This is a genomic window from Nostoc sp. DedVER02, from assembly GCF_034530675.2.
GTDB lineage: Bacteria > Cyanobacteriota > Cyanobacteriia > Cyanobacteriales > Nostocaceae > Nostoc.
Window position 1 is genome coordinate 39744 of the sequence record NZ_JAVRCP020000033.1, and the last position, 26341, is coordinate 66084.

At 41.0% G+C, this 26341-nt stretch carries 16 protein-coding genes; 6 read left to right on the top strand and 10 right to left on the bottom strand.

All coding sequences use genetic code 11. The annotated features are described in order from the left end of the window. The first annotated feature begins 173 nt into the window (after positions 1 to 173). Positions 174 to 1508 carry a 50S ribosome-binding GTPase gene (locus RMZ41_RS25005; RefSeq protein WP_322644003.1) on the top strand — a complete coding sequence of 445 codons (1335 nt, stop codon included), beginning with the start codon at positions 174 to 176 and terminating at the stop codon, positions 1506 to 1508. A 367-nt stretch (positions 1509 to 1875) separates the two neighbouring features. On the opposite strand, the gene RMZ41_RS25010 is transcribed toward RMZ41_RS25005, so the two are convergent. Together RMZ41_RS25010 and RMZ41_RS25015 are read right to left on the bottom strand one after the other, a co-directional pair. Next, the gene (locus tag RMZ41_RS25010) at positions 1876 to 2028 is read right to left on the bottom strand and encodes a lmo0937 family membrane protein (RefSeq protein ID WP_322644004.1); all 153 of its coding nucleotides are present in this window, start codon (positions 2026 to 2028) and stop codon (positions 1876 to 1878) included. 325 nt (positions 2029 to 2353) lie between these two features. Next, positions 2354 to 3586, bottom strand: a complete 1233-nt coding sequence (locus RMZ41_RS25015; RefSeq protein ID WP_322644005.1) for a DUF4336 domain-containing protein — start codon at positions 3584 to 3586, stop codon at positions 2354 to 2356. A gap of 144 nt (positions 3587 to 3730) precedes the next feature. Between RMZ41_RS25015 and RMZ41_RS25020 the strand changes: the two genes are divergently transcribed. Together RMZ41_RS25020 and RMZ41_RS25025 are read left to right on the top strand one after the other, a co-directional pair. Continuing rightward, a complete protein-coding gene (locus RMZ41_RS25020) occupies positions 3731 to 4351 on the top strand; it encodes a hypothetical protein (RefSeq protein WP_322644006.1) in 621 nt (206 codons plus the stop codon). 182 nt (positions 4352 to 4533) lie between these two features. After that, positions 4534 to 5499, top strand: coding sequence for an acetamidase/formamidase family protein (locus RMZ41_RS25025; RefSeq protein WP_322644007.1), 966 nt, complete (start codon positions 4534 to 4536; stop codon positions 5497 to 5499). A 174-nt stretch (positions 5500 to 5673) separates the two neighbouring features. Here the strand turns inward: RMZ41_RS25025 and RMZ41_RS25030 are convergent, their stop codons facing one another. Together RMZ41_RS25030 and RMZ41_RS25035 are read right to left on the bottom strand one after the other, a co-directional pair. Next, positions 5674 to 6252 (bottom strand): NAD(P)H-dependent oxidoreductase, encoded by a 579-nt coding sequence (locus RMZ41_RS25030; RefSeq protein WP_322644008.1) that lies wholly within the window; start codon positions 6250 to 6252, stop codon positions 5674 to 5676. Between the two features lie 283 nt (positions 6253 to 6535). After that, positions 6536 to 7072 (bottom strand): isochorismatase family cysteine hydrolase, encoded by a 537-nt coding sequence (locus tag RMZ41_RS25035; RefSeq protein WP_322644009.1) that lies wholly within the window; start codon positions 7070 to 7072, stop codon positions 6536 to 6538. A 68-nt stretch (positions 7073 to 7140) separates the two neighbouring features. Here RMZ41_RS25035 and RMZ41_RS25040 point away from each other — a divergent pair, with 68 nt between their 5' ends. Next, on the top strand, positions 7141 to 7629 hold the full coding sequence (locus tag RMZ41_RS25040) for an NUDIX hydrolase (RefSeq protein ID WP_322644010.1): 489 nt from the start codon (positions 7141 to 7143) through the stop codon (positions 7627 to 7629). On the opposite strand, the gene RMZ41_RS25045 is transcribed toward RMZ41_RS25040, so the two are convergent. The 5 genes from RMZ41_RS25045 to RMZ41_RS25065 all read right to left on the bottom strand — a co-directional run bounded on the left by RMZ41_RS25045 (position 7626) and on the right by RMZ41_RS25065 (position 13469). After that, the gene (locus RMZ41_RS25045) at positions 7626 to 8360 is read right to left on the bottom strand and encodes an amino acid ABC transporter ATP-binding protein (protein WP_322644011.1); all 735 of its coding nucleotides are present in this window, start codon (positions 8358 to 8360) and stop codon (positions 7626 to 7628) included. The two genes, RMZ41_RS25040 and RMZ41_RS25045, sit on opposite strands and share 4 nt — an antisense overlap. Continuing rightward, the gene (locus RMZ41_RS25050) at positions 8353 to 9843 is read right to left on the bottom strand and encodes an ABC transporter permease subunit (RefSeq protein WP_322644012.1); all 1491 of its coding nucleotides are present in this window, start codon (positions 9841 to 9843) and stop codon (positions 8353 to 8355) included. The genes RMZ41_RS25045 and RMZ41_RS25050 overlap by 8 nt, the downstream gene beginning before the upstream one ends. Positions 9844 to 10227: 384 nt before the next feature. Beyond that, the gene (locus RMZ41_RS25055) at positions 10228 to 11205 is read right to left on the bottom strand and encodes a 2-dehydropantoate 2-reductase (RefSeq protein ID WP_322644013.1); all 978 of its coding nucleotides are present in this window, start codon (positions 11203 to 11205) and stop codon (positions 10228 to 10230) included. Positions 11206 to 11249: 44 nt separating this feature from the next. Beyond that, on the bottom strand, positions 11250 to 12119 hold the full coding sequence (locus RMZ41_RS25060) for an inositol monophosphatase family protein (RefSeq protein WP_322644014.1): 870 nt from the start codon (positions 12117 to 12119) through the stop codon (positions 11250 to 11252). A 408-nt stretch (positions 12120 to 12527) separates the two neighbouring features. Beyond that, positions 12528 to 13469, bottom strand: a complete 942-nt coding sequence (locus RMZ41_RS25065; protein WP_322644015.1) for an N-acetylmuramoyl-L-alanine amidase — start codon at positions 13467 to 13469, stop codon at positions 12528 to 12530. A 1036-nt stretch (positions 13470 to 14505) separates the two neighbouring features. On the opposite strand from RMZ41_RS25065, the gene bchH reads away from it, so the two are divergent. Then, entirely contained in the window at positions 14506 to 18222 is a 3717-nt protein-coding gene (gene bchH / locus RMZ41_RS25070; RefSeq protein ID WP_322644016.1) for a magnesium chelatase subunit H, read from the top strand. A gap of 264 nt (positions 18223 to 18486) precedes the next feature. Here bchH and RMZ41_RS25075 read toward each other — a convergent pair whose 3' ends face one another. Next, a complete protein-coding gene (locus RMZ41_RS25075; RefSeq protein WP_322644017.1) occupies positions 18487 to 19998 on the bottom strand; it encodes a glycosyltransferase family 39 protein in 1512 nt (503 codons plus the stop codon). Positions 19999 to 20401: 403 nt separating this feature from the next. Here RMZ41_RS25075 and RMZ41_RS25080 point away from each other — a divergent pair, with 403 nt between their 5' ends. Next, entirely contained in the window at positions 20402 to 26191 is a 5790-nt protein-coding gene (locus tag RMZ41_RS25080) for a HAMP domain-containing protein (RefSeq protein WP_322644018.1), read from the top strand. Positions 26192 to 26341: the final 150 nt, after the last annotated feature.

Genomic DNA, 26341 nt, shown 5'->3' on the forward strand with positions numbered 1-26341 from the left:
GTCATTTGTCATTGGTACATACGGAGTGTTTCGTTGGAGAAAAAAACTTCTGTTGAGCAAGTCATGAAAGAAGCCTTAGCTTTGCCCAGGCTCATAACACTACTAACGATACTAGTTATCCCTTTGAGAATCGCTATAAGATTAGTGAGAGGGTCTTCTACGTTTGGATGGAAATGACTGAGCAACGTGATGCTGACTTGCCGTTAACTGATTCTCAGGAATTGAGTAAACCGACTGATGGAGCAACTACCAAGTCGGTGGATAATTCCTGGACAAATCGCATTGGTGGTGTCTGGAACAAAACAACAACACGTTTAACCCAACTGCTACCCGTAGAACAAGTGGCACAAACGGTTGTTGAATGGTTTAGTGTGAGTGAAACTCAGGTTGCAGAGATTTTAGAGAAAATTCGAGCCGAACTGCCAACCACAGAAGCACTGCTAATTGGTAAACCCCAAGCCGGAAAAAGTTCAATCGTGCGGGGATTGACTGGAGTTTCGGCTGAAATTATCGGTCAAGGATTTCGTCCGCACACACAACACACGCAGCGCTATGCCTATCCTTCCAATGACCTGCCGTTACTAGTTTTTACTGATACGGTGGGGCTAGGCGATGTCAACCAAGATACTGAATTAATCATTCAGGAGTTAGTTGGCGATTTACAAAAGGAAACTCGTTCCGCCAGAATCCTCCTGTTGACGGTCAAAATCAATGATTTTGCAACTGACACACTCCGACAAATTGCTCAACAGTTGCGCCAGAAGTATCCAAATATTCCCTGCTTGTTAGTAGTTACCTGCTTGCATGAGGTTTATCCTGCCAATACCGTCGATCATCCTGCCTATCCGCCAGATTATGAGGAAATCAACCGCGCATTCGCCGCAATGCAGCAAGCTTTCGCAGGAATAACTGACCGCTCGGTACTTATTGATTTTACCTTAGAAGAAGATGGCTATAATCCGGTATTTTATGGCTTAGAAGCACTTAGAGATTCCTTGGCAGAAGTACTCCCACAAGCAGAAGCCGAAGCGATTTATCAGCTATTAGACCAAGAAGAAGCTGGGAAACAACTTGGTAATCTTTATCGAGATGCTGCACGCCGTTATATTTTGCCATTTGCGATTATGTCTGCGACCCTCGCGGCTGTACCTTTGCCCTTTGCCACAATGCCTGTACTCACTGCATTGCAAGTATCAATGGTGGGTCTGTTGGGTAAATTATATGGACAGACAATTACACCATCACAGGCAGGAGGTGTTGTGAGTGCGATCGCAGGTGGTTTTGTAGCACAGGCAATTGCACGGGAGTTAATTAAATTTATACCAGGTTTTGGCAGTGCGATCGCAGCATCTTGGGCAGCCGCCTACACCTGGGCGCTAGGGGAAGCAGCCTGCGTTTACTTTGGTGATTTAATGGGAGGTAAAAAACCCGATCCCCAAAGAATTCAGTTAGTAATGCAAGAAGCATTTCAAGCCGCGCAAGAACGTTTTAAGGGAATCAAACGTTAAGCCTTCAAAATTACCAGAAACGTCAAGTCGCTTTGCTCCAATTAAAAATTCAAAATTATTAATTAAAAATTTAAGAATCAAATCTTAATTTTACATTTTTATAGGACTTACGCAAAATCATGATAAAACGAACCGCAAAGGACGCAAAGGAATAAGAGTTTTAGAGGGTTCTTGCGTAAGTCCTGTTTTAATTAAAACTGGTCACAATCACTATTATTGAGTGAATATTATTGACCTATCACCAAAGTCTTTTTTAGCGAACTTTGCGTAATTACTATTACTGAAATATACAAATTTGAGCTTCAAACCATCCAGAAAGCTCATTTCGTATCTGAATACTAGATTTGGATTTTCATGACTGATTCATTTACACATCACGTCCTTTTAAAAAGTTGTAAATTGCAAGCCCAATAGCTAAAAGTAATACTGCATGAATTAAACTTCCCGCAATATGAAATACCAGTCCTAATGCCCAAAAAGCAATCAGTACAACAACAACACCCCAAAGTATGCTAAACATATATTTATTTACTCTTGCTTAAGTGATTTTTCTTTGTTAAAAGATTTTATCATCTCACTTACGCTTATTCTATTTACCCTGAGATGGGTTTATAAATATAAATCATCTATCTAGAGACATAACACTAAACTATTTATTTTTTTGGATAAGAACAATTTAAGGGAATCAAACATTAAGCCTCAAGAATCCGTTTCTCAAAATAAACACTTAGATACACCACTTTGCAAATAAATGAGGTACAAAAAATGTATGACTAAGAATCAGATATAAAATGTTTCTGCCTCCTGCCTTCTGCCTCCTACCCTCAAATATGTTTAATTAGGTTCTACACTTTCTCCTTTGCTGCTGGCACAATACCAAATTTATTCAAACCTGCATCAATTTCTCTAAGTGTTTGAAAATCCACTTCTGGTAAGGGATAGCTACTGCTGCTAAATAAACCCTCATTAACAGCAGACTGCTTTTCCAAAAAAGAGAAAGCTTGGCGAAACTGATGCGGTTCGGCTTTAATTGGTGAATCAAAGTGACAGGGAATAATCCACTGGAAATTCCAACTTGCAACTTTATCAGCCCATTCAATGGTTTCCTTGGGTGCGCGGTTGAGAATGAGCGTCTGTAAAATTGGTGCGACAAACAACCGCCCATTCCCTCGTAGAGCATCAAACGATCGCAGCCAATCGGGATGCCATGTAAAGGGGTACAATCCAAAATACGCTTTTCTTGAGCGTTCTGGGGCTTTGAAGGCATCTTGCAACACCTGACTCCATTGGGGTATATGTAGTGCGCTTGGTTGAAAGTACAAAGCAAATAGACAAATGCGCTGCCAACCCTTACGGCGATTTACTTGAATGTCTGCAACAATATCAGAAGCCCGATCTTTGGCATGGAATAATAGGGGATATGGATCTAATAGAACGATCGCAGGTGGATCTTCTGGGATCGAAAGTACTGAATCTGTTACTAAAAGAGTATGCGATCGCTTGTGAAAAAAAGCAACCTCCGCAAATCGACCAGGGCCAAGCTCGATGGGGCCTAGCATTGCATAATCGAACTCATCAGCAAAGGGTGTTTTGCTACTATCTTCAGGGAGTACCTGAGTCCGTTTTCGGGGTAAACCAAGCCAGCTAAGGGGCAAATTTAGCGGAAAACTCCACTGATGGGGAGCCACAAACACCTGTGCAGTCGGAAAGTATCTAGCGAAGGGGCCGACAAAAACCTTATGTTCTATACCGGAGATAGTCGGCAGAATAATATACTTAACACTACCATGTTCCACCACCAACTCATTCACAAGCCGAATGCACTCTGGAGTTGGTGCAACAGGTGCATAGATGAGAAGACCCCCGGTTTCGAGCTTAACAACAGTCATGCGAATCGGCACAACTACGTAGAAAATGCCCTGAATCTGGTCAAAATTCCAGATTGTGTCCTTAACCACTTCTTTACGGATTGTTTGCCGCCTGCCATAAGGGTAAAGTGGCAGAACAGGCCATAATCTCCATGAAAAGTCTTTGGGATGTATCCGTTGTGCATTGACTATACGTTCATCATCAGCCACTCTGCAACCCCCTCCAAATTCCCTGCTCAAATTGTTTGTATTTGCTATCCCCAAAGTTGAAGTTTAGCAAATTTTGAGATAATCATATCAATTATTAATTGTAATTCTTAATATCTCCGGTGTAATTCATTCAGAATAAAACTCATGACTAAATATAGGATTTTAAAACCCGATCAAAGTTACACTTTTAGTCAATACTTTTTGTTGCCTAATCCAACAATTGATGTAGTAGCTGAATTTGAGTACAACTACGATCGCACAGAACTAGAATTACCAAGATACTTTGGTGAAGTTAGCTATTTAGGATTTTTACAAAATTACTTACAGCGTAATATAAAACTTTTTAACCCGACGGCTGAGATATCAATCAGAGAATTTATGATTGCTCCTATCCTTGCTGAAATCTGCGATCAGACAAAAGCTCAACTATATAGTGAGTATCCAATTAATATAGATGAAAAGCTCAAAGGTACTTTAGATTATTATTTACATAAATCTAACTCTTTATTGGTGATTGAAGCAAAACAATCAGATATTAGAAGAGGGTTTACACAGCTAGCAGTAGAATTAATAGCTCTGGATAGGACTCTAGATGAGCAATCATCAATTTTATTTGGCGCAGTGACTAATGGAGATGACTGGAAATTTGGTACACTTGATAGACAACAAAAGCTAATTACAGAAGATATTAAACTTTATCGTGTTCCTGAAGGTTTAGAAGATTTGGTACAAGTACTAGTAGGCATCCTTTCATCTGAAGCTTGACGGAAAATGAAAAAAAGCTTAAATACTTAATTAATGGTGACGCTCTGACACAAAGAGTTTTTTTTATTAAGTGATTAGCCAGATATAATATGACCGAAACAGACTCATGATCTAAAGCAAGTAAATTTATTTATGGGTATTTTTAATTTTTAATTTTTAATTTTTAATTGGAGCGAAGCGACGTGACTCACCATATTTTAAAAGCATCAAAGGAAACCGTACATCTGGGTGGTTTCTCCCATCTATTAGAACCAGCACTCATTATTGATTCAGGCGATACAGTTGATGTGGAAACTTATACTGGTTACTATGTTTATGACAAAGCACCACCTGAATTTGTCACACCAGAATTTCTCGACATCTGCCAAAATCTTCTACCAGAACGCAAAATTGCTGGGGGGCCGCATTTACTCACAGGGCCGATTTATGTGCGCGATGCCGAACCAGGTGATGTTTTAGAAGTACAATTAAATGCGATCGCACCTAGTTTACCTGTTGGCTTCAATGCTATTCGTACAGGTTGGGGAGCTTTACCACATCAGTTTTCTCAACCTGCTTTGAGATTCATCCCTCTAGATTTAGTCAACAATATCGCTGAATTTCCGGCTGGTGCTGGTATAAAAATTCCCCTCAAACCGTTTTTTGGAATTCTTGGTGTCGCTACTCCAGAAACCTCTCGAACTTCTGTCCCACCAGGTTCTTACGGCGGTAATATCGACAATCGGGAATTACTTGCTGGTTCTCGTTTATTTTTGCCAATTTTCGTACCAGGTGCATTATTTTCTATTGGTGATGGACATTCTGCACAAGGAGATGGCGAGGTAAATGTTACTGCCATTGAAACTTCCATGAATGGTACAATTACCCTCAAACTTCGTAAGGATTTACACCTAACAACACCAATTGCCGAAACTCCAACTCATATTATTACAATGGGGTTTGCTCAAACCTTAGATGAAGCCTTGGAATTTGCTTTAAAAAACATGATTGATTTTCTGGAACGCTTTGCAAATTTGTCGCCAGAAGATGCTTATGTATTGTGTAGTTTAGCTGTGAATTTTCACATCACTCAAGTTGTGAATAGTCCCCACAAAGGTGTACATGGGATGCTACCAAAATCAATTTTGTTCAAGAATATTAATTTATGATTTGTGAGAATTGAAATGCTCAGATTTCCGATTGATTTAAACAGTCGGTAATCTAGAAACTGCTACTATCACCAGGTCGAGGTTGAAGGTAATAGAAAGTAGTAGCCACGCTTTCATACCCCAAAATCTGTATTTAATGATAGGTGTTCGCTATTTACTGAACACCTGAACAATTTAGTTGAGCTTCAGCAATATTTTTGTTAAGCCCTCGCCTAACTTTTCAATAGATTCTTGCTGTTTAGGATCTACTAACGTGCCATCAGGATTAAAGGCTTCGTAAGCTTTAGTTACTGCAATTTGATCGGGTAGTACCAAAACTTTGATGTTTCCTAAAATAGACCGCAGGTGAACCAACCCCCGCAAACCACCAAGAGCGCCTGGAGAAGCGCTCATAATGGCAGCAACCTTACCTGCAAAAGCAGCCAATGGCGCTTCATTTGGGGCTGGACGGGATGCCCAATCAATAGCGTTCTTCAAAACTGCTGTGAGTGAACTGTTATATTCCGGTGAAGCAATGAGCAATCCTTGATGAGAAATCAACAAATCCTTTAAAGTCCGGGCGTTGGTAGGTAGTCCTTCTTGAGCTTCCAAATCTTCATCATACAGAGGTAGAGGCAAATCGCGGAAGTCTATATAAGTCACTTCTGCGCCTGCTGCTCTAGCGCCAGCCGCCGCTATTTTTACCAATTTTTTGTTGTAAGAATCAATCCGGGCGCTGCCGGCAAAGGCGAGGATTTTAGGTGTAGATGCCATAGTTTTAGGTTAAATGAGAAGGATTTGACAGTTCAGCTGCATTATCCTGTTTTCAGGCGATCGCTATTTGCTACCTTTAGATTTTCTTTATAAACATCGTACCTGCGGAATGTGGCTTGAAACCATAAAACTCTTATATAAGAATCCGGTTTGATTTGGAGAAAATATACGTAGGATGTGAGCGCAAAGAGTACGGCATCAAACACGTGATAATAGTGCGTTACAAACTCCGTTCTAACACACGCTACGATACCTAATTTTGTTCAAAAATCAAATAGTAATCCTATACCAACTCTAAGTATTTATTTAGATTCTGTTTATCTAGAGGTTCAGTTACAATATTATTTATCCCAATCATCTGACTTAATACTAAAAGACCTGCTTGATGAAATTGATCGCCTCCCGTTGATGCTGAGTAATATTCTAAAACATAAGGGTTAATATTGTTTTCAAATAAATCAATAGCAGTTTTTAAAACACAAGAATCAGTATCCAAACCACAAATAAATACTTTTTGGATATTATTGTTATTTAGGAAATTAAGTGTCTCTTCGTTACAAGCAGTATATATAGTTTTATCAAAAGTTACTTGAGCAAATGGTTCAATTTCATCCACAATTTTTTGCTCAACTAGTGATATGAGATTATGCCAATTCAAATATTTGACATAAGGACTGTTAGGCGTATTTATAAATTTTGTGAAGATGACGTGTTCAAATAAATTCTGCTCTAATAAGGATTTAACCCTTTGTGGAATATGGCTTGTATCTTGAGTGATAAATCCATTTTGAATATCAATGATAAATAGGCAGAAGTTCATATAGTAGATGTACAAACACTGAAGTAAATTTAGATGCTATTTGCTACCTTTAGAATTTATCTAAGATTATGGCGAATTGGTCAGACTCTTATCTGGGCAAGTTACGACAAGTTGTAGGCGATCGCTTACTTCTATTATTTGGCACACGTGTGATCATTGAGGATAACTTGGGGCGCGTTTTATTGCAAAAGCGGAGTGATTTCAAACTTTGGGGGCTACCTGGTGGCTGTCCTGAAGTCGGTGAATCTGCCGAAGAATGTTCAGCACGAGAGGTTTTTGAGGAAACTGGTTTAACGGTTAAGCGTTTTCAAGCTGTGGGATTTTCTTCCAACCCAGCCTTTGAAGCTGTAACTTATCCTAATGGCGATCGCGTCCAAAACTACATTTTAATTTTACGAGCCGTTGAATGGTCAGGTAGTCTCGCTTGCTTAGATGGAGAATCGCTGGCGCTGGAATTCTTTGATTGGACTGACTTACCGATGTTAATGCCAAACGATCGCCCCGTTTTGGAAAAGTTTCAAGAATACAAAAAAAGCGGCGAATTTCAATTGTTCTAAAGCATTTTTTCTAAGAACTGCTTGGCGCGATCGCACTGGGGATTTTGGAAAAACTCGCCAGGAGTAGCATCTTCTGCTAAACTTCCCTGGTCGAGGAACATAATCCGATTGGCAACTTCTTTTGCAAAGCCCATTTCATGGGTAACGATCGCCATTGTCATCCCAGATAGCGCTAAATCTTTCATCACCTCCAGCACATCCTTAACCATTTCGGGATCTAGTGCAGAGGTGGGTTCATCAAACAAAATCATCTCAGGTTCCATTGCTAATGCACGGGCGATCGCTACTCGCTGTTTCTGTCCCCCCGATAGTTTAGATGGATAGACAGACACTTTTTCTTCTAAACCTACCTTAGCCAGCAATTCTAAGCCATGTTGTTCTGCTTTTTGCTTGTTTATTCCTTTCACCTTTATCGGTGCGTAGGTGACATTTTGCAGCACATTCATGTGGGGAAACAAATTAAAATGTTGAAATACCATCACCAAATGCTGACGTACCTTTGCGATGTTTGCCTTGGGATTGGTAATTTCTTGCTCGTTAAAGTAGATTCTTCCCCTTGTGGGTTGTTCTAGTAAGTTTATGCATCGCAGAAAGGTAGACTTCCCTGAACCAGAAGGGCCTAGTATCGCAACCACTTCCCCCTGGTAAAACTCAGTGGAAATATCTTTGAGTACGTCGAGTTTGCCAAAGGATTTACATAAAAATTCCGTGCGAATTACTACATTATTCACTTTGCCGTAACCTCCTTTCTAAAGCCGATGCACCCAAGGTCATACCCATTACTAAAACATAGTAGATTAACCCTGCAAATAGCAGTGGTTCAAAATAAATATACTTGTTTGCACCAACGATTTGAGCGCTGCGTAATATTTCCACTACGCCAATAGTTGACACCAGCGCGGAATCTTTAAGCAGTCCGATAGTTTCATTTACCAATGCGGGGAGAATGTTCTTCAATGCTTGGGGTAAAATCACATCCCACATCATCAACCAATAGGGAACACCCATAGACATCGCCGCTTCACTTTGCCCTTTATCCACCGCCTGAATTCCACCTCTGATGGTTTCCGACATATAAGCGCCAGAATTCAAGGTAAAAGTTAGCACCCCAGCTTGTAATGCGGAAATGTCATAGCCTGTAAGCTGGGGTGTTGCGTAGTAAACCAATGCCAATTGTAATAACAAAGGTGTGCCTCGAAAAACAGAGGTGTAGGCATTAGCAACCCAGGTAAGCGGCTTGATGCCGAGAATTTTTAATAGAGATAGGATTGTTCCCCAGATTAACCCCAAGGATACAGATAATAGCGTGAACAACAAAGTTAAAGGGATTCCTCGAAGAATAAAGGGAATGTCGGGAAGGATTCTAGTGAAGTCGAGATTCAATCCGCCTTTGGCAGGAGTTGAGGATGCAGAATTGGCGGTGGTATTCTCTGAAAACCACTTGGTTACTAGTTTAGCCAATGTGCCATTGTCCTTCATTTGTTGAAGGACTTTGTTAAATGGTTCTACAAAAGAAGAACCTTTGGGAAAAGCGATCGCAGATCCACTCGCTTCCTTTGAAGGAATTGTATTAAATTCTAAATCTGGATTAGCTTGGGCAAATCCCTTAGCGACGGTATCCTCAACAATTGCTGCATCAATTCGTCCAGATTTGATTTCCTGAACTACTTCCGGCACTCTGTTGAGTTGCTTTAGTTGAATACCCGTAACTTTTTTCGCAATTTTCTGAGCATTTTGTTCTTGTATCGTTCCCAGTTGTACCCCAACCTTTTTTCCTAATAAATCTTGGGGCTGTTTCAGATTGCTACCTTTAGGAGCGACAATTGTATCCTTAGCTTCGTAATAAATAATTGAGAAATCAATATTTTTCTGACGTTCTGGAGTCGGAGTCATCCCAGCCATTACAAAGTCAGCGCGATTTGCTTGGAGTGCAGGTATTAATCCATTAAAATCGGATTCCATTATTTGAAGTTTAAACCCTAATTTTTCAGCAAGGGTTTTGGCAATATCTATATCAAAGCCAACGATTTGGCGTTCGCCTCCTTTCGTATCATAAAACTCATAAGGCGGATAATCCGGGGAAGTAATCATCGTCAGCGTGTCTTTACCTAAAGATGAAGCAGCCTTTAGAGAATTAATATGTCCTGTGATGATGCTGATTCCTACTGCTGCTACAACCAGTATCGTTAATAGCCATCCTTTTTTTCTCTTCATAAAATATTCTGCACCTTAAACTGATTACATCAATCGAGCAAATAATACCTGTGATATAGCAAGGGACTGGGGACTAGTGACTGGGTGAAAAGTCTTTTTGTGTCTAAGTTTCATCGTTTGTTGATGTCTTAACCACCAAGTCTTGTGCTATATCATGTCCGCTAAATGGCTATGGTGTACACACAAATTTTCTAAATATTTCCTTATATCATTTGCTCTGCAATGCTAATGCATCGACTTACAATGCTAATGTATCAACTTGCAATGCCATTGCATCGACTTGCAATGCTAATGTATCGACTTGCAATGCCATTGCATTGGCTTACAAGTGCTAATTAATGCATAGTAAAGCCTCTGCTTAATCCCATAAGAACTTCGGGACTGTCAAATTCTGACTTTAGTCGCTTCCAGCAGCTTAACGCTGGCATAAATCGCATCAATATAAGGCGTGGGAATTTGAGTGAGTTTTCCCAATTCGGCCACCGCGCCAACAATAGCATCTATCTCCGTAGCGCGTCCAGCTTCAATATCTTGTAACATTGAGGTTTTATGGGCACCAACATTTTCTGCCCCATTAATTCGCTGTTCTAAAGTGATGCCAAACTTTATACCCAAATTTTCTGCGATCGCTTGAGTTTCACTCATCATAAGCCGCGCTAGTTCGCGGGTGAGGGGATAGCGGCAAATATCCTCTAAAGTAGCACCAGTCAGCGCACTGATGGGATTAAACGCCACATTACCCCACAACTTAATCCAAATTTCCGTGCGAATTTGATTGCGGATTGGGGCTTTGAATCCTGCCTGTTTTAAAGCCTGTGCCAATAATTGGATGCGATCGCTTTTACTCCCATCGATTTCACCAAGAGTAAAGCGATCGCCTTCAATATGCTTAATCACACCTGGTTCAATTATCTCAGTTGCCGGGTAAACAACACAACCGATGGCGCGTTCAGCACCGATACTAGTTTCAATAATCCCATCTGGATCGACAGATTGAATCCGCGTACCTTCATACTCACCGCCATGCTGACGAAAATACCACCAAGGAACGCCATTTTGGGCTGTCACCACCATTGTGTGAGGATGGTAGAGTGCTGGGAGAAGAGGTGCGATCGCCGGAACACTGTGAGCCTTAACAGTTAAAATTACTACATCTTGCGGCCCTGCTTCCTCAATATCGCTAGTTGCTATTGGAGTAGCAATTTGGCTAGAACCGTCTGCCATGAGTAACTTCAGCCCATTTTTTTGAATTGCTTCCAAATGAGAACCACGCGCAATCAACGTCACTGCTTCACCTGCAAGTGCCAGTTTTGCCCCTAAATATCCACCAATCGCACCCGCGCCAACAATACAGATTTTCATTTTGTTTAGGGATAGTTAGCAAATAATTAACTACTTATTTACCCTCAAACAGGTAGGCTTTGTATCGCTTTCAGTAAATCTTGATGAACAGATTTTGAGTTAGCTATTATCAATCCAGGCAGACTATAGTTTTTACAAGTATGCAATGGCGGTAAAGTCGAACCGTCCAGAGTTGTTACAATCCAACCAGCCTCTTTCGCAATAAAAGCGAGTGCAGCAACATCAATAAATTTACCCGATTTAATCACTGCTCCACTTAAGTCACCAGTGAGAATACCATTAAGATTAGGAATTTGAATATCACTAGAGTAATCATTCGCTATATCAATCACTTGATATCGATCTTTTAGTAAATGTCCAATAGAATTAATCGCCCATCCCAACAAAATAGCAGGTTTGGCAGATGTTATGTGTAATGGGGCACAGGCTTCTAGGCTCATGTCTAGAGTCCCTTTAAAAGCACCTTCACCTCGAAGGGCATAAAAATAAATGTTTTGGGCAGGAGAAATGGCGATCGCTGCTTCAAAATCATCCGAATTTAAAATACTGAGAATAATTTGGTAATTAGAATGTCCATCCATGTAAAACTTCGTGCCATCAATCGGATCGAGTGTAACTAAATAATCACCTTCTGAACCGAGATCGGTAGCGCGAAAATACTTGGTGTTGTTAGAACTTGCATACTCTTCACCAAAAAAGCGAATCTTTGGAAAAGTGCCCAGTAATACTACTTCTACTAGATTTTGAATAGCCACATCCGCATCAGTAAGTGCAGCACTAAAAAAGTTGTTTCCTTCTCCTTTGGCGGGAAGTGCAGCAATTTTTGGTTGCAGAAAATTGGCATAAGCTGCTGCTACTTTGAGATGCGGGAGTAAAGTCTCTAAAATTAGTCGAGTAGTTGGTGTTGTGGACATTGCAGCAAACTCCTTTCAGAAACAATCTTTCTTTGGCAGGGCGATACAATTCTATATCTAAACAAAATTACGGTATTATTTGGATACAATGATACCACCGAATTACTCTGAACTATTGAAGAAGAATTTAACTATTTATCATGAAAAGTGCTGAGTGATGAGTTCAGAGTGCTGAGTTATAGCAAGGGACTAGGGACTGGGGACTGGGTGAAAAGTCTTTTTGTGTCTAAGTTTCATTATTTGTTGATGTCCTAACCACCAAGGCTTGTGCTATAAAATACCGGCCACACTATGCGCGTTTATTATTAAAGGTTTGTTATCCAAAGCTTGTAGAGATGCGAAATTTCGCATCTCTACAACCCAGCGCGATGCTAATGCGCCAACTACCAAGAATATTTATCCCTCAATCTAACCAATTAATTTCTGCCAGCTAGCAGGCCCAACAATTCCATCAGCATCTAAACCATTTTGCTTTTGAAAGTTCTTGACTACAACCTCTGTTTGCGGCCCGTAAACGCCATCGTTATCGACACCTAAACGGTATTGCAAATATCTCACAACTGCACCACCAGCATGATTTGGTCTGATAATTCGTTTTGCCAATATTAGATTTATGGCATTCCATGTAGTTGCGTCAGCAATTCCAGTTGCCTGAACTCCGACAATAGTCTGAAATTTTTCTACAGCAGATTTGGTGTTAGCCCCAGTGAAACCATCTTCCACTAATGCCTTACCATTTCTATCGGTTATTTTGAGTCGATTTAAGGCTTTTTGCAGTCTGAGAACAGTTGTATCTATATTCTCTTCTTCATCTGGTACAGGTTTAACAGGAGTGCTTGGCAGTGTACCAGTTAAGCCTTTGACGATCGCATTAGCCATTGCTTCAGGATTAAAAAGATTCATATCTTTTTGTGAATCGATGAAGCAACATTCTACAAGAATTGCAGGCATATCTGTATTTTTCAGAACATACAAATGGGAACCACTCTTAACACCGCGATTAAAAAATCCCAATTTGACGATTTCATCTAATACAGGTTTAGCAATTTTTCTGCCTGTATCGCTAGTTGCAAATACTTCTGTACCATTAGCTTGATTGTTAAAAGCATTAAAATGAATCGAGACGTAAATATCTACTTTACTCCCATTAGCTGTAGAACACCTTTTTGAGAGTGAGTCACGGACTGTACTAGCACTACTCGGTCTACATACTACAACTTCATTGCCTAAAGCTCTTAACTTGGCTATAACTCTATTACCTACATCTAGAGTTAAATTATCCTCAAATTTAATTCCTCTGGCTCCTGTATCTGGTGGACAATTATGCCCGCTATCAATTCCAAATTTCATGATTTTATCCTCAATTTACTTATTTTTACACTACTTCCAAACTCTTTCAATTTTATAGAAAAAGTTTTGTTAATAACATTGTTGAAATACTTTTTAGCAATGTCTGCATTCTTTTAAGCATTACTACGCTGCTAAACAAAACAAGTTTTTCTGCGAACCTGAACAGTAAACTTTACGTGGTAAAATTTACTAATTTATAAGTATGCTGTAGCCAAAAACACAATTATTATAATTTATAAAAATCGAAAATAACAAGTTAATTTTTGCAATAAAACAGGAGTCTGAATTCAGAATTCAGGAGTCAGAATACTCTACTCATAAAGGGATAGAGTTTTAAGGCAAGAATATTTTAATTCTTTTCGTCCACTAGGGGCGAGGTTAAAACCAATATTCGTCACCCACTCGTACATAATTCATACCTGTTAGCGATTAGCTAAGGTTTAGCCCATTCTTACTCCTGAGTTCTGAATTCTTCTTATAAACTTAAATGCATCTATTGCCTCCATTATTCAGATAATAACGCTTTAGAAAAGTATAAAGCCATGAAAAATGTACTTAGTACCGCAAGGCGAAATTAAAAATTAAAAGTTAAAGATTAAAAATGAATACAGCGTAAGCGTTTCATAGATTTGAAATGGATGGTTTATTTCCCCCGTGCTGTACTAGTTAGATGCTCACATCCCTAAGCTGAACGTACCTCATGATGTTAACGTGGCGTTATAGAGTCGTAAACCCTTTACAGACTCTTCCTTTGGCTTGTTGTTAACCCTGAGCAGCTAACACATACTGCTTTACAGTATTAAAGAATACGTGAATAGTTTCGAGACACCTGTGGAAGATTAATCAGATAAACTGCTCAATATGGGATCTTTAAATTTTGTGAAGCTGCTGGAGAATTCCATCAATGAACATTGGTGATGCTGATACCCTAGCTACCTCAAGGAATTATTGACAGAAATTTGTGGGTAGATATTTAACAATCATGCTGAAAGCACGTTTAAGATTTAAGTAAAGAAATATTTCTTAGTTTACAGGCATGAAACGCATCGTCTTGGTTGCTGGGTTTGAATCATTCAACGCTGACTTGTACAGGAAAGCAGCTTTTTTGGCTAACTCTCGCTGTCCTGAGTTGGATATTCAGGTATTTAGCGATCGCAATCTTACCAGTCAACGCGCCGAAGTAGAAGCAGCACTTGATGGCGCTGATGTTTTTTTCGGTAGCCTACTATTTGATTATGACCAGGTTGTGTGGTTGCGCGATCGCATTTCCCAAATTCCCATCCGCCTAGTCTTTGAGTCAGCCTTAGAATTGATGAGTTTAACCAAGATAGGTGACTTTGCCATTGGCGACAAACCCAAAGGAATGCCCAAACCAGTTAAATTTATCCTCGACAAATTTAGCAACGGCCGAGAGGAAGATAAACTTGCTGGTTACATCAGCTTCTTAAAAATTGGCCCTAAATTATTGAAATATGTCCCAGTGCAAAAAGTCCAAGACTTACGTAACTGGTTAATTATCTATGGTTATTGGAATGCCGGCGGTTCAGAAAACGTCGCTTCATTATTTTGGACACTAGCGGAAAAATACTTAGATTTAAAAGTCGGCGACATTCCCCCGCCAATCGAAACCCCCAACATCGGATTACTCCACCCCGATTATCCAGGATTTTTTGAATCACCCCGCGACTATTTAGAATGGCATAAAACCCATTGTAGAGACGCGATTCATCGCGTCTTCCCAATAGACGCGATGAATCGCGTCTCTACAAAACCGATTATCGGAATTCTCCTCTACCGCAAACACGTAATCACCAAACAACCATACATTCCTCAACTAATTCGCCGTTTTGAAGCAGCCGGTTTAACTCCTTTACCCATCTTCATCAACGGTGTAGAAGGACATGTGGCGGTACGAGATTTAATGACAACCGACCATGAAATTCAGCAACGACAACTAGGTAATATAGAGACACCCTCACTTTCAAGTGAAGCAGTTAAAGTAGATGCGATCGTTTCCACAATTGGCTTTCCTCTGGTGGGTGGCCCGGCTGGTTCAATGGAAGCCGGCCGTCAGGTGGAAGTAGCAAAGCGCATCCTCACTGCCAAAAATGTACCTTATATTGTTGCTGCACCACTATTAATTCAAGATATTCACTCGTGGACGCGCCAAGGTGTCGGCGGATTGCAAAGTGTTGTGTTATACGCCTTACCAGAATTAGATGGGGCAATTGATACTGTTCCTCTTGGTGGTTTGGTAGGCGAAAATATTTATCTGGTTCCCGAACGCGTGCAGCGATTAATTGATAGGGTGAAAAGTTGGGTAGCTTTGCGACAAAAACCTACATCGGAACGCAAAATTGCGATCGTTTTATATGGATTTCCGCCAGGTTATGGTGCTGTGGGAACGGCTGCATTATTAAATGTGCCGCGTAGCTTGCTGAAGTTTCTCCACGCACTTAAAGAACAAGGTTACACTGTCGGAGATTTGCCGGAAGATGGGGAAGAATTGATTCGCTGGGTAAAAGAGGCAGATGAATCTTTTGATGATCCAAAAATCCCTGTATCTGTTAATGTTCGCACTTTAGAAAAATGGCTGGGATATTTGCAAACTTCCCGTATTGAAAAACAATGGAAATCTCTGACGGAAACTGGTATTAAAACTTATGGCGATGAGTTTCAAATTGGTGGTGTGCAATTAGGCAATGTCTGGATAGGTGTACAACCACCTTTGGGGTTACAAGGCGACCCGATGCGCTTAATGTTTGAACGAGATTTAACGCCTCATCCCCAATATGCTGCTTATTATAAATGGCTGCAAAATGAGTTTCAAGCTGATGCTTTGGTTCATTTTGGAATGCATGGAACGGTGGAATGGTTGCCTGGTTCTCCGTTGGGGAACACGGGTTATTCTTGGTCGGATATTTTGTTAGGAAATCTGCCTAATCTCTATATATATGCGGCGAATAATCCTTCTGAATCAATGTTGGCAAAACGTCGCGGTTATGGTGTATTAATTTCTCATAATGTGCCTCCTTATGGGCGGGCAGGTTTGTATAAGGAATTGGTGGCGTTGCGTGATTTGATTTCGGAGTATCGGGAAGATCCACAAAAGAATTATGTGTTGAAGGAAGGGATTTGTAAGAAAATTGTAGATTCTGGGTTGGATGCTGATTGTCCGTTTGAGGATGCTAAACGGTTGGGGATTGCGTTTACTCCAGAGAATGTTCGGATGTTTAGCGATCGCGCTTTTGATGATTATTTGGTGGAGTTGTATGAATATTTGCAGGTTTTAGAAAATCGGTTGTTTTCTTCGGGGTTGCATACTTTGGGGGAAAGGCCGAGTGCGGAGGAGTTGGGATCTTATTTGGAAGCTTATTTTGGAGGGGAGGAGGAAGAAAACGAACCGCAAAGGCGCAAAGAACGCAAAGAAGGAAGAGAAGAGGAGGAAAAGCAAATAAGGGATTTGTTGATGCAGTCTACGGATGAGTTGACGAATTTGTTGAGGGGGTTGAATGGAGAGTATATTCCGCCTGCGCCAGGTGGGGATTTGTTAAGGGATGGGGCTGGGGTTTTGCCGACTGGGAGGAATATTCATGCTTTAGATCCTTATCGGATGCCTTCGCCTGCGGCCTATGAACGGGGGCGAGAAGTTGCTCAAAAAATTATTGTGCAGCATTTGGATGAGTATGGGAAATATCCAGAAACGGTGGCGGTGATGCTTTGGGGATTGGATGCGATTAAAACTAAGGGTGAATCTTTGGGGATTCTGTTGGAATTGGTGGGGGCTGAACCTGTTAAGGAAGGAACTGGTAGAATTGTTCGTTATGAGTTGAAGCCGTTGGCGGAAGTTGGACATCCCCGTGTTGATGTGTTGGGTAATTTGTCTGGGATTTTCCGCGATAGTTTTGTAAATATTATCGAATTATTAGATGATTTATTTCAACGGGCGGCTGATGCTGATGAACCGGAAGATCGGAATTTTATTAGGAAACACGCTTTGGCTTTAAAAGCCCAAGGTGTAGAAAATGCATCGGCGAGATTGTTTTCTAATCCGACGGGTGATTTTGGTTCTTTGGTGAACGATCGCGTGGTTGATGGTAACTGGGAATCTGGTGAAGAGTTGGGGAATACTTGGCAAAGTCGCAATGTATTCAGCTACGGGAGAGAGGATAAAGGTCAAGCTAGACCGGAAGTGTTGAATACTTTGTTAAAAACTAGCGATCGCATTGTTCAAGAAATCGATTCGGTAGAATATGGTTTAACTGATATTCAAGAATATTACGCCAATACCGGTGGTTTGAAAAGGGCAGCAGAAAAACAAGGCGGTAAGAAGGTTACAACCAGTTTTGTAGAAAGTTTCTCGAAGGATACTACACCCCGCAATTTAGATGATTTGCTGCGAATGGAGTACCGCACTAAGTTGGTAAATCCCAAATGGGCGCAAGCGATGGCAAATCAAGGTTCTGGTGGTGCTTTTGAAATTTCCCAACGGATGACGGCGTTGATTGGTTGGGGTGGTACTGCCGATTTTACCGATGATTGGGTTTATGATCAAGCGGCTGATACTTATGCGTTAGATGCAGAGATGGCGGAGAAATTACGCAAGGCAAATCCTGAAGCTTTCCGCAATATTTTAGGGAGAATGTTGGAAGCGTATGGGCGGGGTTTCTGGGAAGCTGATGGTGATAAGTTGGATAAGTTGCGGCAATTATATGAATTGACAGATGAAGAGTTGGAGGGGGTTGTGATTTAATTCAGTCTAGCTATAGACTCAAAGTAAAGTATTTGGGGTTGAATATGGAAAATTTTTTACTGCTGTATTTGAAAAGATAGATGATTGGTATGTTGGCTACGTTCAAGAGTTACCCGGTGCTAATGTCCAATAAATAACTCTGGAAGAAGCTAGAGAAAGCCTACGGGAAGCGATAGAGTTGATTTTAATATCAAATCGGGAACTTGCACAACAACTCTCTGGTAAAGATTTTGTCTGCGAACAGATTACTGTAATATCGTCTTTTCAGTTTAAAATATACCAAATACCGTCATTGCTTTTAGATAATATCCGATATCTTTGATCAATCAATTCTAAAATTTTTGGAAACTCTTTTTTAATCAGGGACTGATAGTTATCAAAAATAAATATATAAGCAGGTTTGGATGAATCTAACTCACCCAAAAGTTGGGGCCATTGTTCAGATAGAAATAATTCAAGTGACCATGCATTTAATGATGTTGCTTGAGTCCGTCTAGATAAGTAGTAAATAGAAGGATCACCTGCAACAAAAATCTCACCAGCTAAATTTCCTGGTTGAGAGAGAAACTCAACCTCTGAACGAAGCAATGCATAGTCTTTTCTAAATGCAGCCTGATATTGCAATTGCGTATCTTTAGTTAACGCAAAATTATTCTGAACTAAAGCAATAATCTTTGATTGCAAATTAAATAATAAAGGTAATAAAAATAAAATTGGTATTATAATTTTAATTATTCGTGAATTCGATTCTTTAAAAGGCTGCCATAATATATCTAAACCTTTCGCTGCTAAAATACCTGTGGGTACAAATAGCAGTAAATAATGATAGCTCCACAGCGATCTAGTTTGCAAAAAAATAATAGCTAGTCCAAAAATAAACCAAACAACAAATAGCAAAGTTAATAAATTTTTATTTTGACGCAATGAGACATTTATTGCAACAATAGCTAGGAAAATTAAAGTTATAAAACTCTTTAAAAACCATGCTGTTCCAAAAAGTAACTTAGATATACTAAATGTGCCATTAGCAACCACCTGACTTGGATATACAAAAAATGTCTTATATACAATTGCTAAACTGTCAACGGAGACAAAGTAGCTGACTACACCTAAAATAGGAAAAATAATTCCGATAAAAATGGGCAAGAAAATTTCAATAACAAGTTTTTTAAATTTATGATGTTTTATCAATACAGAATGAAGTAATATAGTTAGCCAAAAAGCAAGTATAATGGGCAAAAATATTAATTTAAATATTAATACAATTCCACCTACAAAGCCTGAAAGTAAAAGTTGAAAAAATTTTTGCTTGCCTTCAAAATCAAAAGATTGATAAGTCAGCCAAAGACATAAAAATAAAGGAAACCCAACTAGCCCTTCTACTTGAGTAAGTTGCAGATGATATGAAGAAATATAGTAAACACCAACTGTTAACAATGGGACTAAACTGGCTATTATCGGATGCTGAAAATAAGGTTTGAGTGTCAGTTGCAATATTATAGAAAAAAGCATCATATAAATAAGTTCAAATATATGGATACCAATCTCATTAAAACCAAATAAATTTCCTGCCAAAAAGTAAAAGTAATAAATTCCAGGTTGCTTTAAATCCCAAAAATCTCGATAGAGGATCTTTCCTTGTTGCATCTCCAAAGCACCTGTTGTAAATAGTGCTTGATCTCCTGAAAATGGAAAAGGTAAATGTATAATACCAATTGTGGCAACAGCAATCAAAACTAAAAAGTCAATTTTGCTTAATTTAGGAATATTAATCATAAAATTCTTATTCCAATAGAGGTGTAATAATAATGAAGCTAATTAAAAGGTCGCGGTTCGTTCAATAAAGTGATGTCTACGACAAGGTATTCCGTGTCTACGCAATTATGAGTTTAGTAAGTAACAATTAGACCCACAAATACTTACGCCCAAGTTCATGAAACATTGAATCCCCGAATTTGCTTGTATGTTTGTTTGAGAAATATTTGCCAGCTAGCTATGATTGATTATGATACTCCAGAGAGTGCTAGCAGCACTATTATCTAAACAGCAAGTGCATAATAATTAAATTTACCTGACTATTGCTTGAAGTCTAAGAAGTGTTAAGCATTATCCGAAAGGTGCATCAAGCAGTTGCAGCAAAAAATACAAAAAATTATTACTTATTATTAAGGATAAAGTTATGGCAACCGAACAGTTGACTAGAGACAACGAGAATCTAGATTTAAATCAGCTACTGAGAACTCTGAATGCTGTTAAGCAAGGTGACTTCTCGGCTCGGATGCCTATAGACTATACTGGTGTAGCGGGGAAAATAGCTGACACACTTAATGATATTATCGATCAAAATGAGCGAATGGCGGCCGAGCTACAGCGAATTGGTAATGTTGTCGGCAAAGAAGGCAAAATAGCCGATCGCGCCTCTCTGGTAAATGTTCGTGGTTCTTGGTCAGATTGTGTCGCTTCTGTCAATACTCTGATTACAGATTTAGTGCAACCAACGGCTGAAACTACTCGTGTAATTCGGGCGGTTGCCAATGGTGATTTATCCCAAACGATCGCAACCGAAATTGATGGCAGACCACTCCAAGGTGAGTTTCTCCAAACGGCAAATATCGTCAACACGATGGTAGATCGGCTTGGTTCCTTTGCATCGGAAGTAACGCGAGTTGCCCGTGAGGTGGGAACTGAGGGCAAATTAGGCGTTCAAGCCCAAGTGCAAGGTGTGGCTGGCACTTGGAAAGATTTGACTGATAATGTCAACTTAATGGCAGGTAATCTCACCGGACAAGTTCGCAACATTGCCGAAGTTGCAACAGCGATCGCCAATGGTGACTTATCCAAAAAAATCACTGTTGATGTCAAAGGCGAAATTCTAGAGTTGAAAAATACTGTCAACACGATGGTAGATCAACTGAATTCTTTTGCATCAGAAGTTACTAGGGTTGCCCGTGAGGTGGGAACTGAAGGGAAGTTGGGCGTACAAGCCGAAGTCCGAGGAGTAGCCGGAACTTGGAAAGATTTAACCGATAACGTCAACTTAATGGCTGGTAATCTTACGGGACAAGTTCGTAACATTGCTGAAGTAGCCACAGCGATCGCAAATGGTGACTTATCCAAAAAAATCACCGTCGATGTCAAAGGGGAAATTCTCGAACTCAAAAATACCATCAATATAATGGTGGATCAACTTAGTTCCTTTGCAAGTGAAGTGACACGGGTTGCCCGTGAGGTAGGAAGCGAAGGTAAATTGGGCGTACAAGCAGAAGTACGCGGTGTGGCTGGCACTTGGAAGGATTTAACTGATAGCGTAAATTTCATGGCGGGAAGTTTAACGGCACAGGTGCGGAATATAGCCGAAGTGACTACTGCCGTTGCAACAGGCGATTTATCCAAAAAAATTACCGTCGATGTCAAAGGTGAAATTCTCGAACTCAAAAATACCATTAATACAATGGTGGATCAACTCAGTTCCTTTGCAAGTGAGGTGACACGAGTAGCGCGAGAAGTAGGAACTGAAGGTAAACTGGGCGTACAAGCGGAAGTTAAAGACGTTGCAGGTACTTGGAAAGATTTAACCGACAGCGTAAACTTCATGGCGGGAAGTTTAACGGCACAGGTGCGGAACATTGCCGAAGTTACAACTGCGATCGCCAATGGTGATTTATCGAAGAAAATTACTGTTGCCGTCAAAGGCGAAATTCTCGAACTCAAGAATACCATCAATATAATGGTGGATCAACTCAACTCCTTTGCAAGTGAAGTGACACGGGTTGCCCGTGAGGTGGGGAGTGAGGGTAAACTTGGCGTACAAGCAGATGTGCGCGGTGTAGCTGGAACTTGGAAAGATTTAACCGACAGCGTGAACTTCATGGCGGGAAGTTTAACAGCACAAGTGCGAAACATTGCTGCCGTCACCACCGCCGTAGCTAATGGCGACTTATCTAAGAAAATCTCCGTTGATGTCAAAGGTGAAATTTTAGAGTTAAAAAACACCGTCAACACGATGGTAGATCAACTCAATTCCTTTGCAAGTGAAGTGACGCGCGTGGCGCGAGAAGTGGGGACTGAAGGTAAGTTGGGCGTACAAGCAGAAGTTAAAGGTGTAGCTGGCACTTGGAAAGACTTAACCGACAGCGTAAACTTCATGGCGGGAAGTTTGACAGCACAAGTACGAAACATTGCCGAAGTAACCACAGCCGTAGCAAACGGTGACTTATCCAAGAAAATCACCGTCGATGTGAAAGGGGAAATTCAGGAACTCAAAAACACCATTAATACAATGGTGGATCAGCTAAATTCTTTTGCATCAGAAGTTACAAGAGTTGCCCGTGAGGTGGGAACGGAAGGTAAACTTGGCGTGCAAGCCTACGTCAGAGGAGTCGCAGGTACTTGGAAAGATTTAACTGATAACGTTAACTCGATGGCGGGGAACCTCACCGGACAAGTTCGCAACATCGCGGAAGTTACCAAGGCGGTAGCCAATGGCGACTTATCTAAGAAAATTACCGTCGATGCCAGAGGTGAAATTTTAGACTTGAAAAATACCACCAATACAATGGTGGATCAACTTAGTTCCTTTGCATCAGAAGTAACGCGGGTGGCGCGGGAAGTGGGAACTGAAGGAAAGTTAGGCGGACAAGCGCAAGTCCAAGGTGTTGCAGGGACTTGGAAAGATTTAACTGATAATGTGAACTCGATGGCGGGCAACTTAACGGCACAAGTGCGCGGTATCGCCAGAGTTGTGACGGCAGTTGCTAACGGTGACTTGAAACGGAAACTGATGCTAGATGCCAAGGGAGAAATTGAAACTTTGGCAGAGACAATCAACGAAATGATTGATACCCTAGCGACATTTGCCAATCAAGTAACCACAGTAGCGCGAGAAGTAGGAATCGAAGGGAAGTTAGGCGGACAAGCGAGAGTCCCCGGTGCGGCTGGAACTTGGAAAGATTTAACTGATAATGTGAACGAACTTGCTGCTACACTGACAACCCAGTTGCGAGCGATCGCAGAAGTTGCTACAGCTGTAACTAAAGGTGATTTAACTCGTTCAATTGCCGTCGAAGCATTAGGTGAAGTAGCGATACTCAAAGACAACATCAACCAGATGATTGCCAATCTGCGGGAAACAACGCAGAAAAACACTGAGCAAGATTGGTTAAAAACTAACTTAGCCAAATTTACCCGAATGCTGCAAGGGCAGCGAGACTTAGAAACCGTATCTAAACTAATTCTCTCAGAACTAGCACCTCTAGTAGGAGCGCAACACGGCGTATTCTTCCTGATGGAGTCTGGGGAAAATGTGCCGTATTTGAAACTAATTAGTAGCTACGCTTACCGCGAACGCAGACATTTAGCTAACCGTTTCCACTTGGGTGAAGGTTTGGTGGGACAATGCGCTTTAGAAAAAGAGCGAATTCTTTTAACAGATGTGCCAAGTGATTATGTCAGAATTTCCTCTGGTTTAGGAGAAGCAACTCCACTTAATGCCGTGGTATTACCTGTACTCTTTGAAGGACAGGTGACAGCAGTCATAGAATTAGCATCATTCCGCCGCTTTAGCGAAATTCACCTGACATTCTTCGACCAGCTTACCGAAAGTATAGCGATCGTCCTGAACACGATCGCAGCATCGATGCGAACTGAAGAATTACTCAAACAGTCGCAATCTTTAGCTGAAGAACTCCAAACTCAGCAAAGCGAACTCCGCGAAACCAACAAGCGCCTAGAACAACAAGCCCAATCACTCAAAACCTCTGAAGATTTACTCAAAGGACAACAGGAGGAATTACAACAAACCAACGCCGAATTAGAAGAAAAGGCCGAGTTGTTGGCGATGCAAAAAAAAGAAGTTGAGCGCAAAAATCGAGAAATCGAACAAGCAAGAATGTCTTTGGAAGATAAGGCTGAACAACTCGCCCTTTCTTCAAAATACAAATCTGAGTTTCTCGCCAATATGTCCCACGAACTGCGGACACCGCTAAATAGCTTATTAATTTTGGCGAAGTTGTTGACCGATAACATGGATCGTAACCTCACTGCCAAGCAAGTCGAATACAGCCAAACAATTTACTCAGCCGGTACTGACTTGTTAGCGTTAATCAATGACATTCTGGATCTCGCTAAAATTGAATCTGGAACTATGTCAATTGACATGACCCAAATGCCATTAGTAGACTTGGGCGAACAAATTGAGCGTACCTTCCGACAAATAGCTGAGAACAAAGGACTCGCCTTTGCAATTGAATTTACTCCCGACTTACCTACAACCATCTATACAGATGTCAAACGCTTACAACAAGTATTAAAAAATCTCCTTTCCAACGCTTTTAAGTTTACAGAGCGAGGAGAAGTTCGCTTGCGGATTGCCCTAGCAAAGCAAGGATGGAGCAACGACCAAGTAACTTTAAATCGCGCTCAAAATGTCATCGCCTTCTCAGTCAGCGATACAGGTATTGGCATCGCCCTCGACAAGCAAAAAGTTATTTTCGAGGCATTCCAGCAAGCCGATGGCTCTACCAGTCGGAGATACGGGGGTACGGGATTAGGCTTATCAATTAGCCGCGAAATTGCCCGTCTCTTCGGTGGCGAAATTAAACTCACAAGTCAACCCGGCCAAGGTAGCACCTTTACATTCTTCTTCCCCCAATTGAGTCCTGAGTTTCGAGTGCTGAGTGCTGAGTCAACATCAACACAATCTAGTACAGACGCGATTAATCGCGTCTCTACCCACTCAGCACTCAGCACTCAGCACTCCCCAATCCTCAGCGACGATCGCGCTACTATTACCGTAGGCGATCGCGTCTTATTAATCGTTGAGGATGATGTGAATTTTGCCCGTATCCTCATAGAGATGGCGCAACAGCATGGATTTAAGGTAATAACAGCCCAAAATGGCAGTACAGGTTTAGCGCTAGCACAGCAATTCTATCCTTCAGCCATTTTGCTAGATATCAGGTTGCCAGAAATGGATGGCTGGACGGTATTAGATCGCCTCAAACATGACCCAAATACCCGTCACATTCCTGTACACATCATGACTGTGGAAGAAGGGAGACAGCGCGGTTTGCAACTAGGTGCGATCGCATATCTACAAAAACCTTTAACTAGCGAGACAATATCTGAGGCGTTGACTAAAATTAAAGGTTTTGTTGAGCGCCAGGTAAAAAATTTACTCGTAGTGGAAGACGATGACACTCAACGGCATAGCATTGTCGAGTTAATTGGCAACAGTGATGTTTCTACCACGGCTGTTGCTACAGGTGCAGAAGCTCTAGAAGCCATCCGTAGCAAGCATTTTGATTGTCTCGTTCTCGATTTAGGGCTACCCGACATGACCGGGTTTGAACTAATTGAGCAGATTAAGCTTTTACCCAACGGCAAAACCTTACCAATCATTGTCTACACCGGTAGAGAAATTAGCAAAGCTCAAGAAACCGAACTGAGACGGATTGCGGAAACAATCATCATTAAAGATGTGCGATCGCCCGAACGTCTCCTTGATGAAACAGCATTATTTTTACACCGAGTCCAAGCAAATTTACCAGCACCAAAACAACAAATACTTGAACAACTCCATTCCCTAGATTACTTACTCGCTGGCAAGAAAGCGCTAATTGTAGACGATGATATGCGTAATATTTTTGCGCTGACAAGTATGCTGGAACGTTATCAGATACAAGTGTTATACGCCGAAAACGGCAGAGAGGGAATTAACCTGTTAGAAACTACACCAGATATTGATGTCGTTTTAATGGACGTAATGATGCCAGAAATGGACGGTTACGAAACAACAAGCTTAATCCGCCAAAACGAGCAATTTAAATCTTTGCCGATTATTGCACTGACTGCTAAAGCCATGCAAGGCGATCGCGAAAAGTGTATCGAAGCTGGTGCATCAGACTATATAACTAAACCTGTAGATACAGAACAATTGCTTTCACTCTTGCGTGTTTGGCTATACCGATGAAGGGCGCAGGGAGCAGGGGGCAGGGGGCAGGGGGCAGGGAGCAGAGGGAGCAAGCTCTTCTCTTCTGGGCTACAGTGTACACACAAGTCTTTTAAAGTTGCTGCGTAACGTAGGGTGGATTAATTTGTGTAGGTCAATGCAACAAAGATG

Bases quoted from the DNA above. Each gene is read 5' to 3' on its own strand.
- RMZ41_RS25005 (WP_322644003.1), top strand. From the start codon at position 174: ATGACTGAGCAACGTGATGCTGACTTGCCGTTAACTGATTCTCAGGAA.
- RMZ41_RS25010 (WP_322644004.1), bottom strand. From the start codon at position 2,028: ATGTTTAGCATACTTTGGGGTGTTGTTGTTGTACTGATTGCTTTTTGG.
- RMZ41_RS25020 (WP_322644006.1), top strand. From the start codon at position 3,731: ATGACTAAATATAGGATTTTAAAACCCGATCAAAGTTACACTTTTAGT.
- RMZ41_RS25030 (WP_322644008.1), bottom strand. From the start codon at position 6,252: ATGGCATCTACACCTAAAATCCTCGCCTTTGCCGGCAGCGCCCGGATT.
- RMZ41_RS25035 (WP_322644009.1), bottom strand. From the start codon at position 7,072: ATGAACTTCTGCCTATTTATCATTGATATTCAAAATGGATTTATCACT.
- RMZ41_RS25040 (WP_322644010.1), top strand. From the start codon at position 7,141: ATGGCGAATTGGTCAGACTCTTATCTGGGCAAGTTACGACAAGTTGTA.
- RMZ41_RS25050 (WP_322644012.1), bottom strand. From the start codon at position 9,843: ATGAAGAGAAAAAAAGGATGGCTATTAACGATACTGGTTGTAGCAGCA.
- RMZ41_RS25055 (WP_322644013.1), bottom strand. From the start codon at position 11,205: ATGAAAATCTGTATTGTTGGCGCGGGTGCGATTGGTGGATATTTAGGG.
- RMZ41_RS25060 (WP_322644014.1), bottom strand. From the start codon at position 12,119: ATGTCCACAACACCAACTACTCGACTAATTTTAGAGACTTTACTCCCG.
- RMZ41_RS25065 (WP_322644015.1), bottom strand. From the start codon at position 13,469: ATGAAATTTGGAATTGATAGCGGGCATAATTGTCCACCAGATACAGGA.
- bchH (WP_322644016.1), top strand. From the start codon at position 14,506: ATGAAACGCATCGTCTTGGTTGCTGGGTTTGAATCATTCAACGCTGAC.
- RMZ41_RS25075 (WP_322644017.1), bottom strand. From the start codon at position 19,998: ATGATTAATATTCCTAAATTAAGCAAAATTGACTTTTTAGTTTTGATT.
- RMZ41_RS25080 (WP_322644018.1), top strand. From the start codon at position 20,402: ATGGCAACCGAACAGTTGACTAGAGACAACGAGAATCTAGATTTAAAT.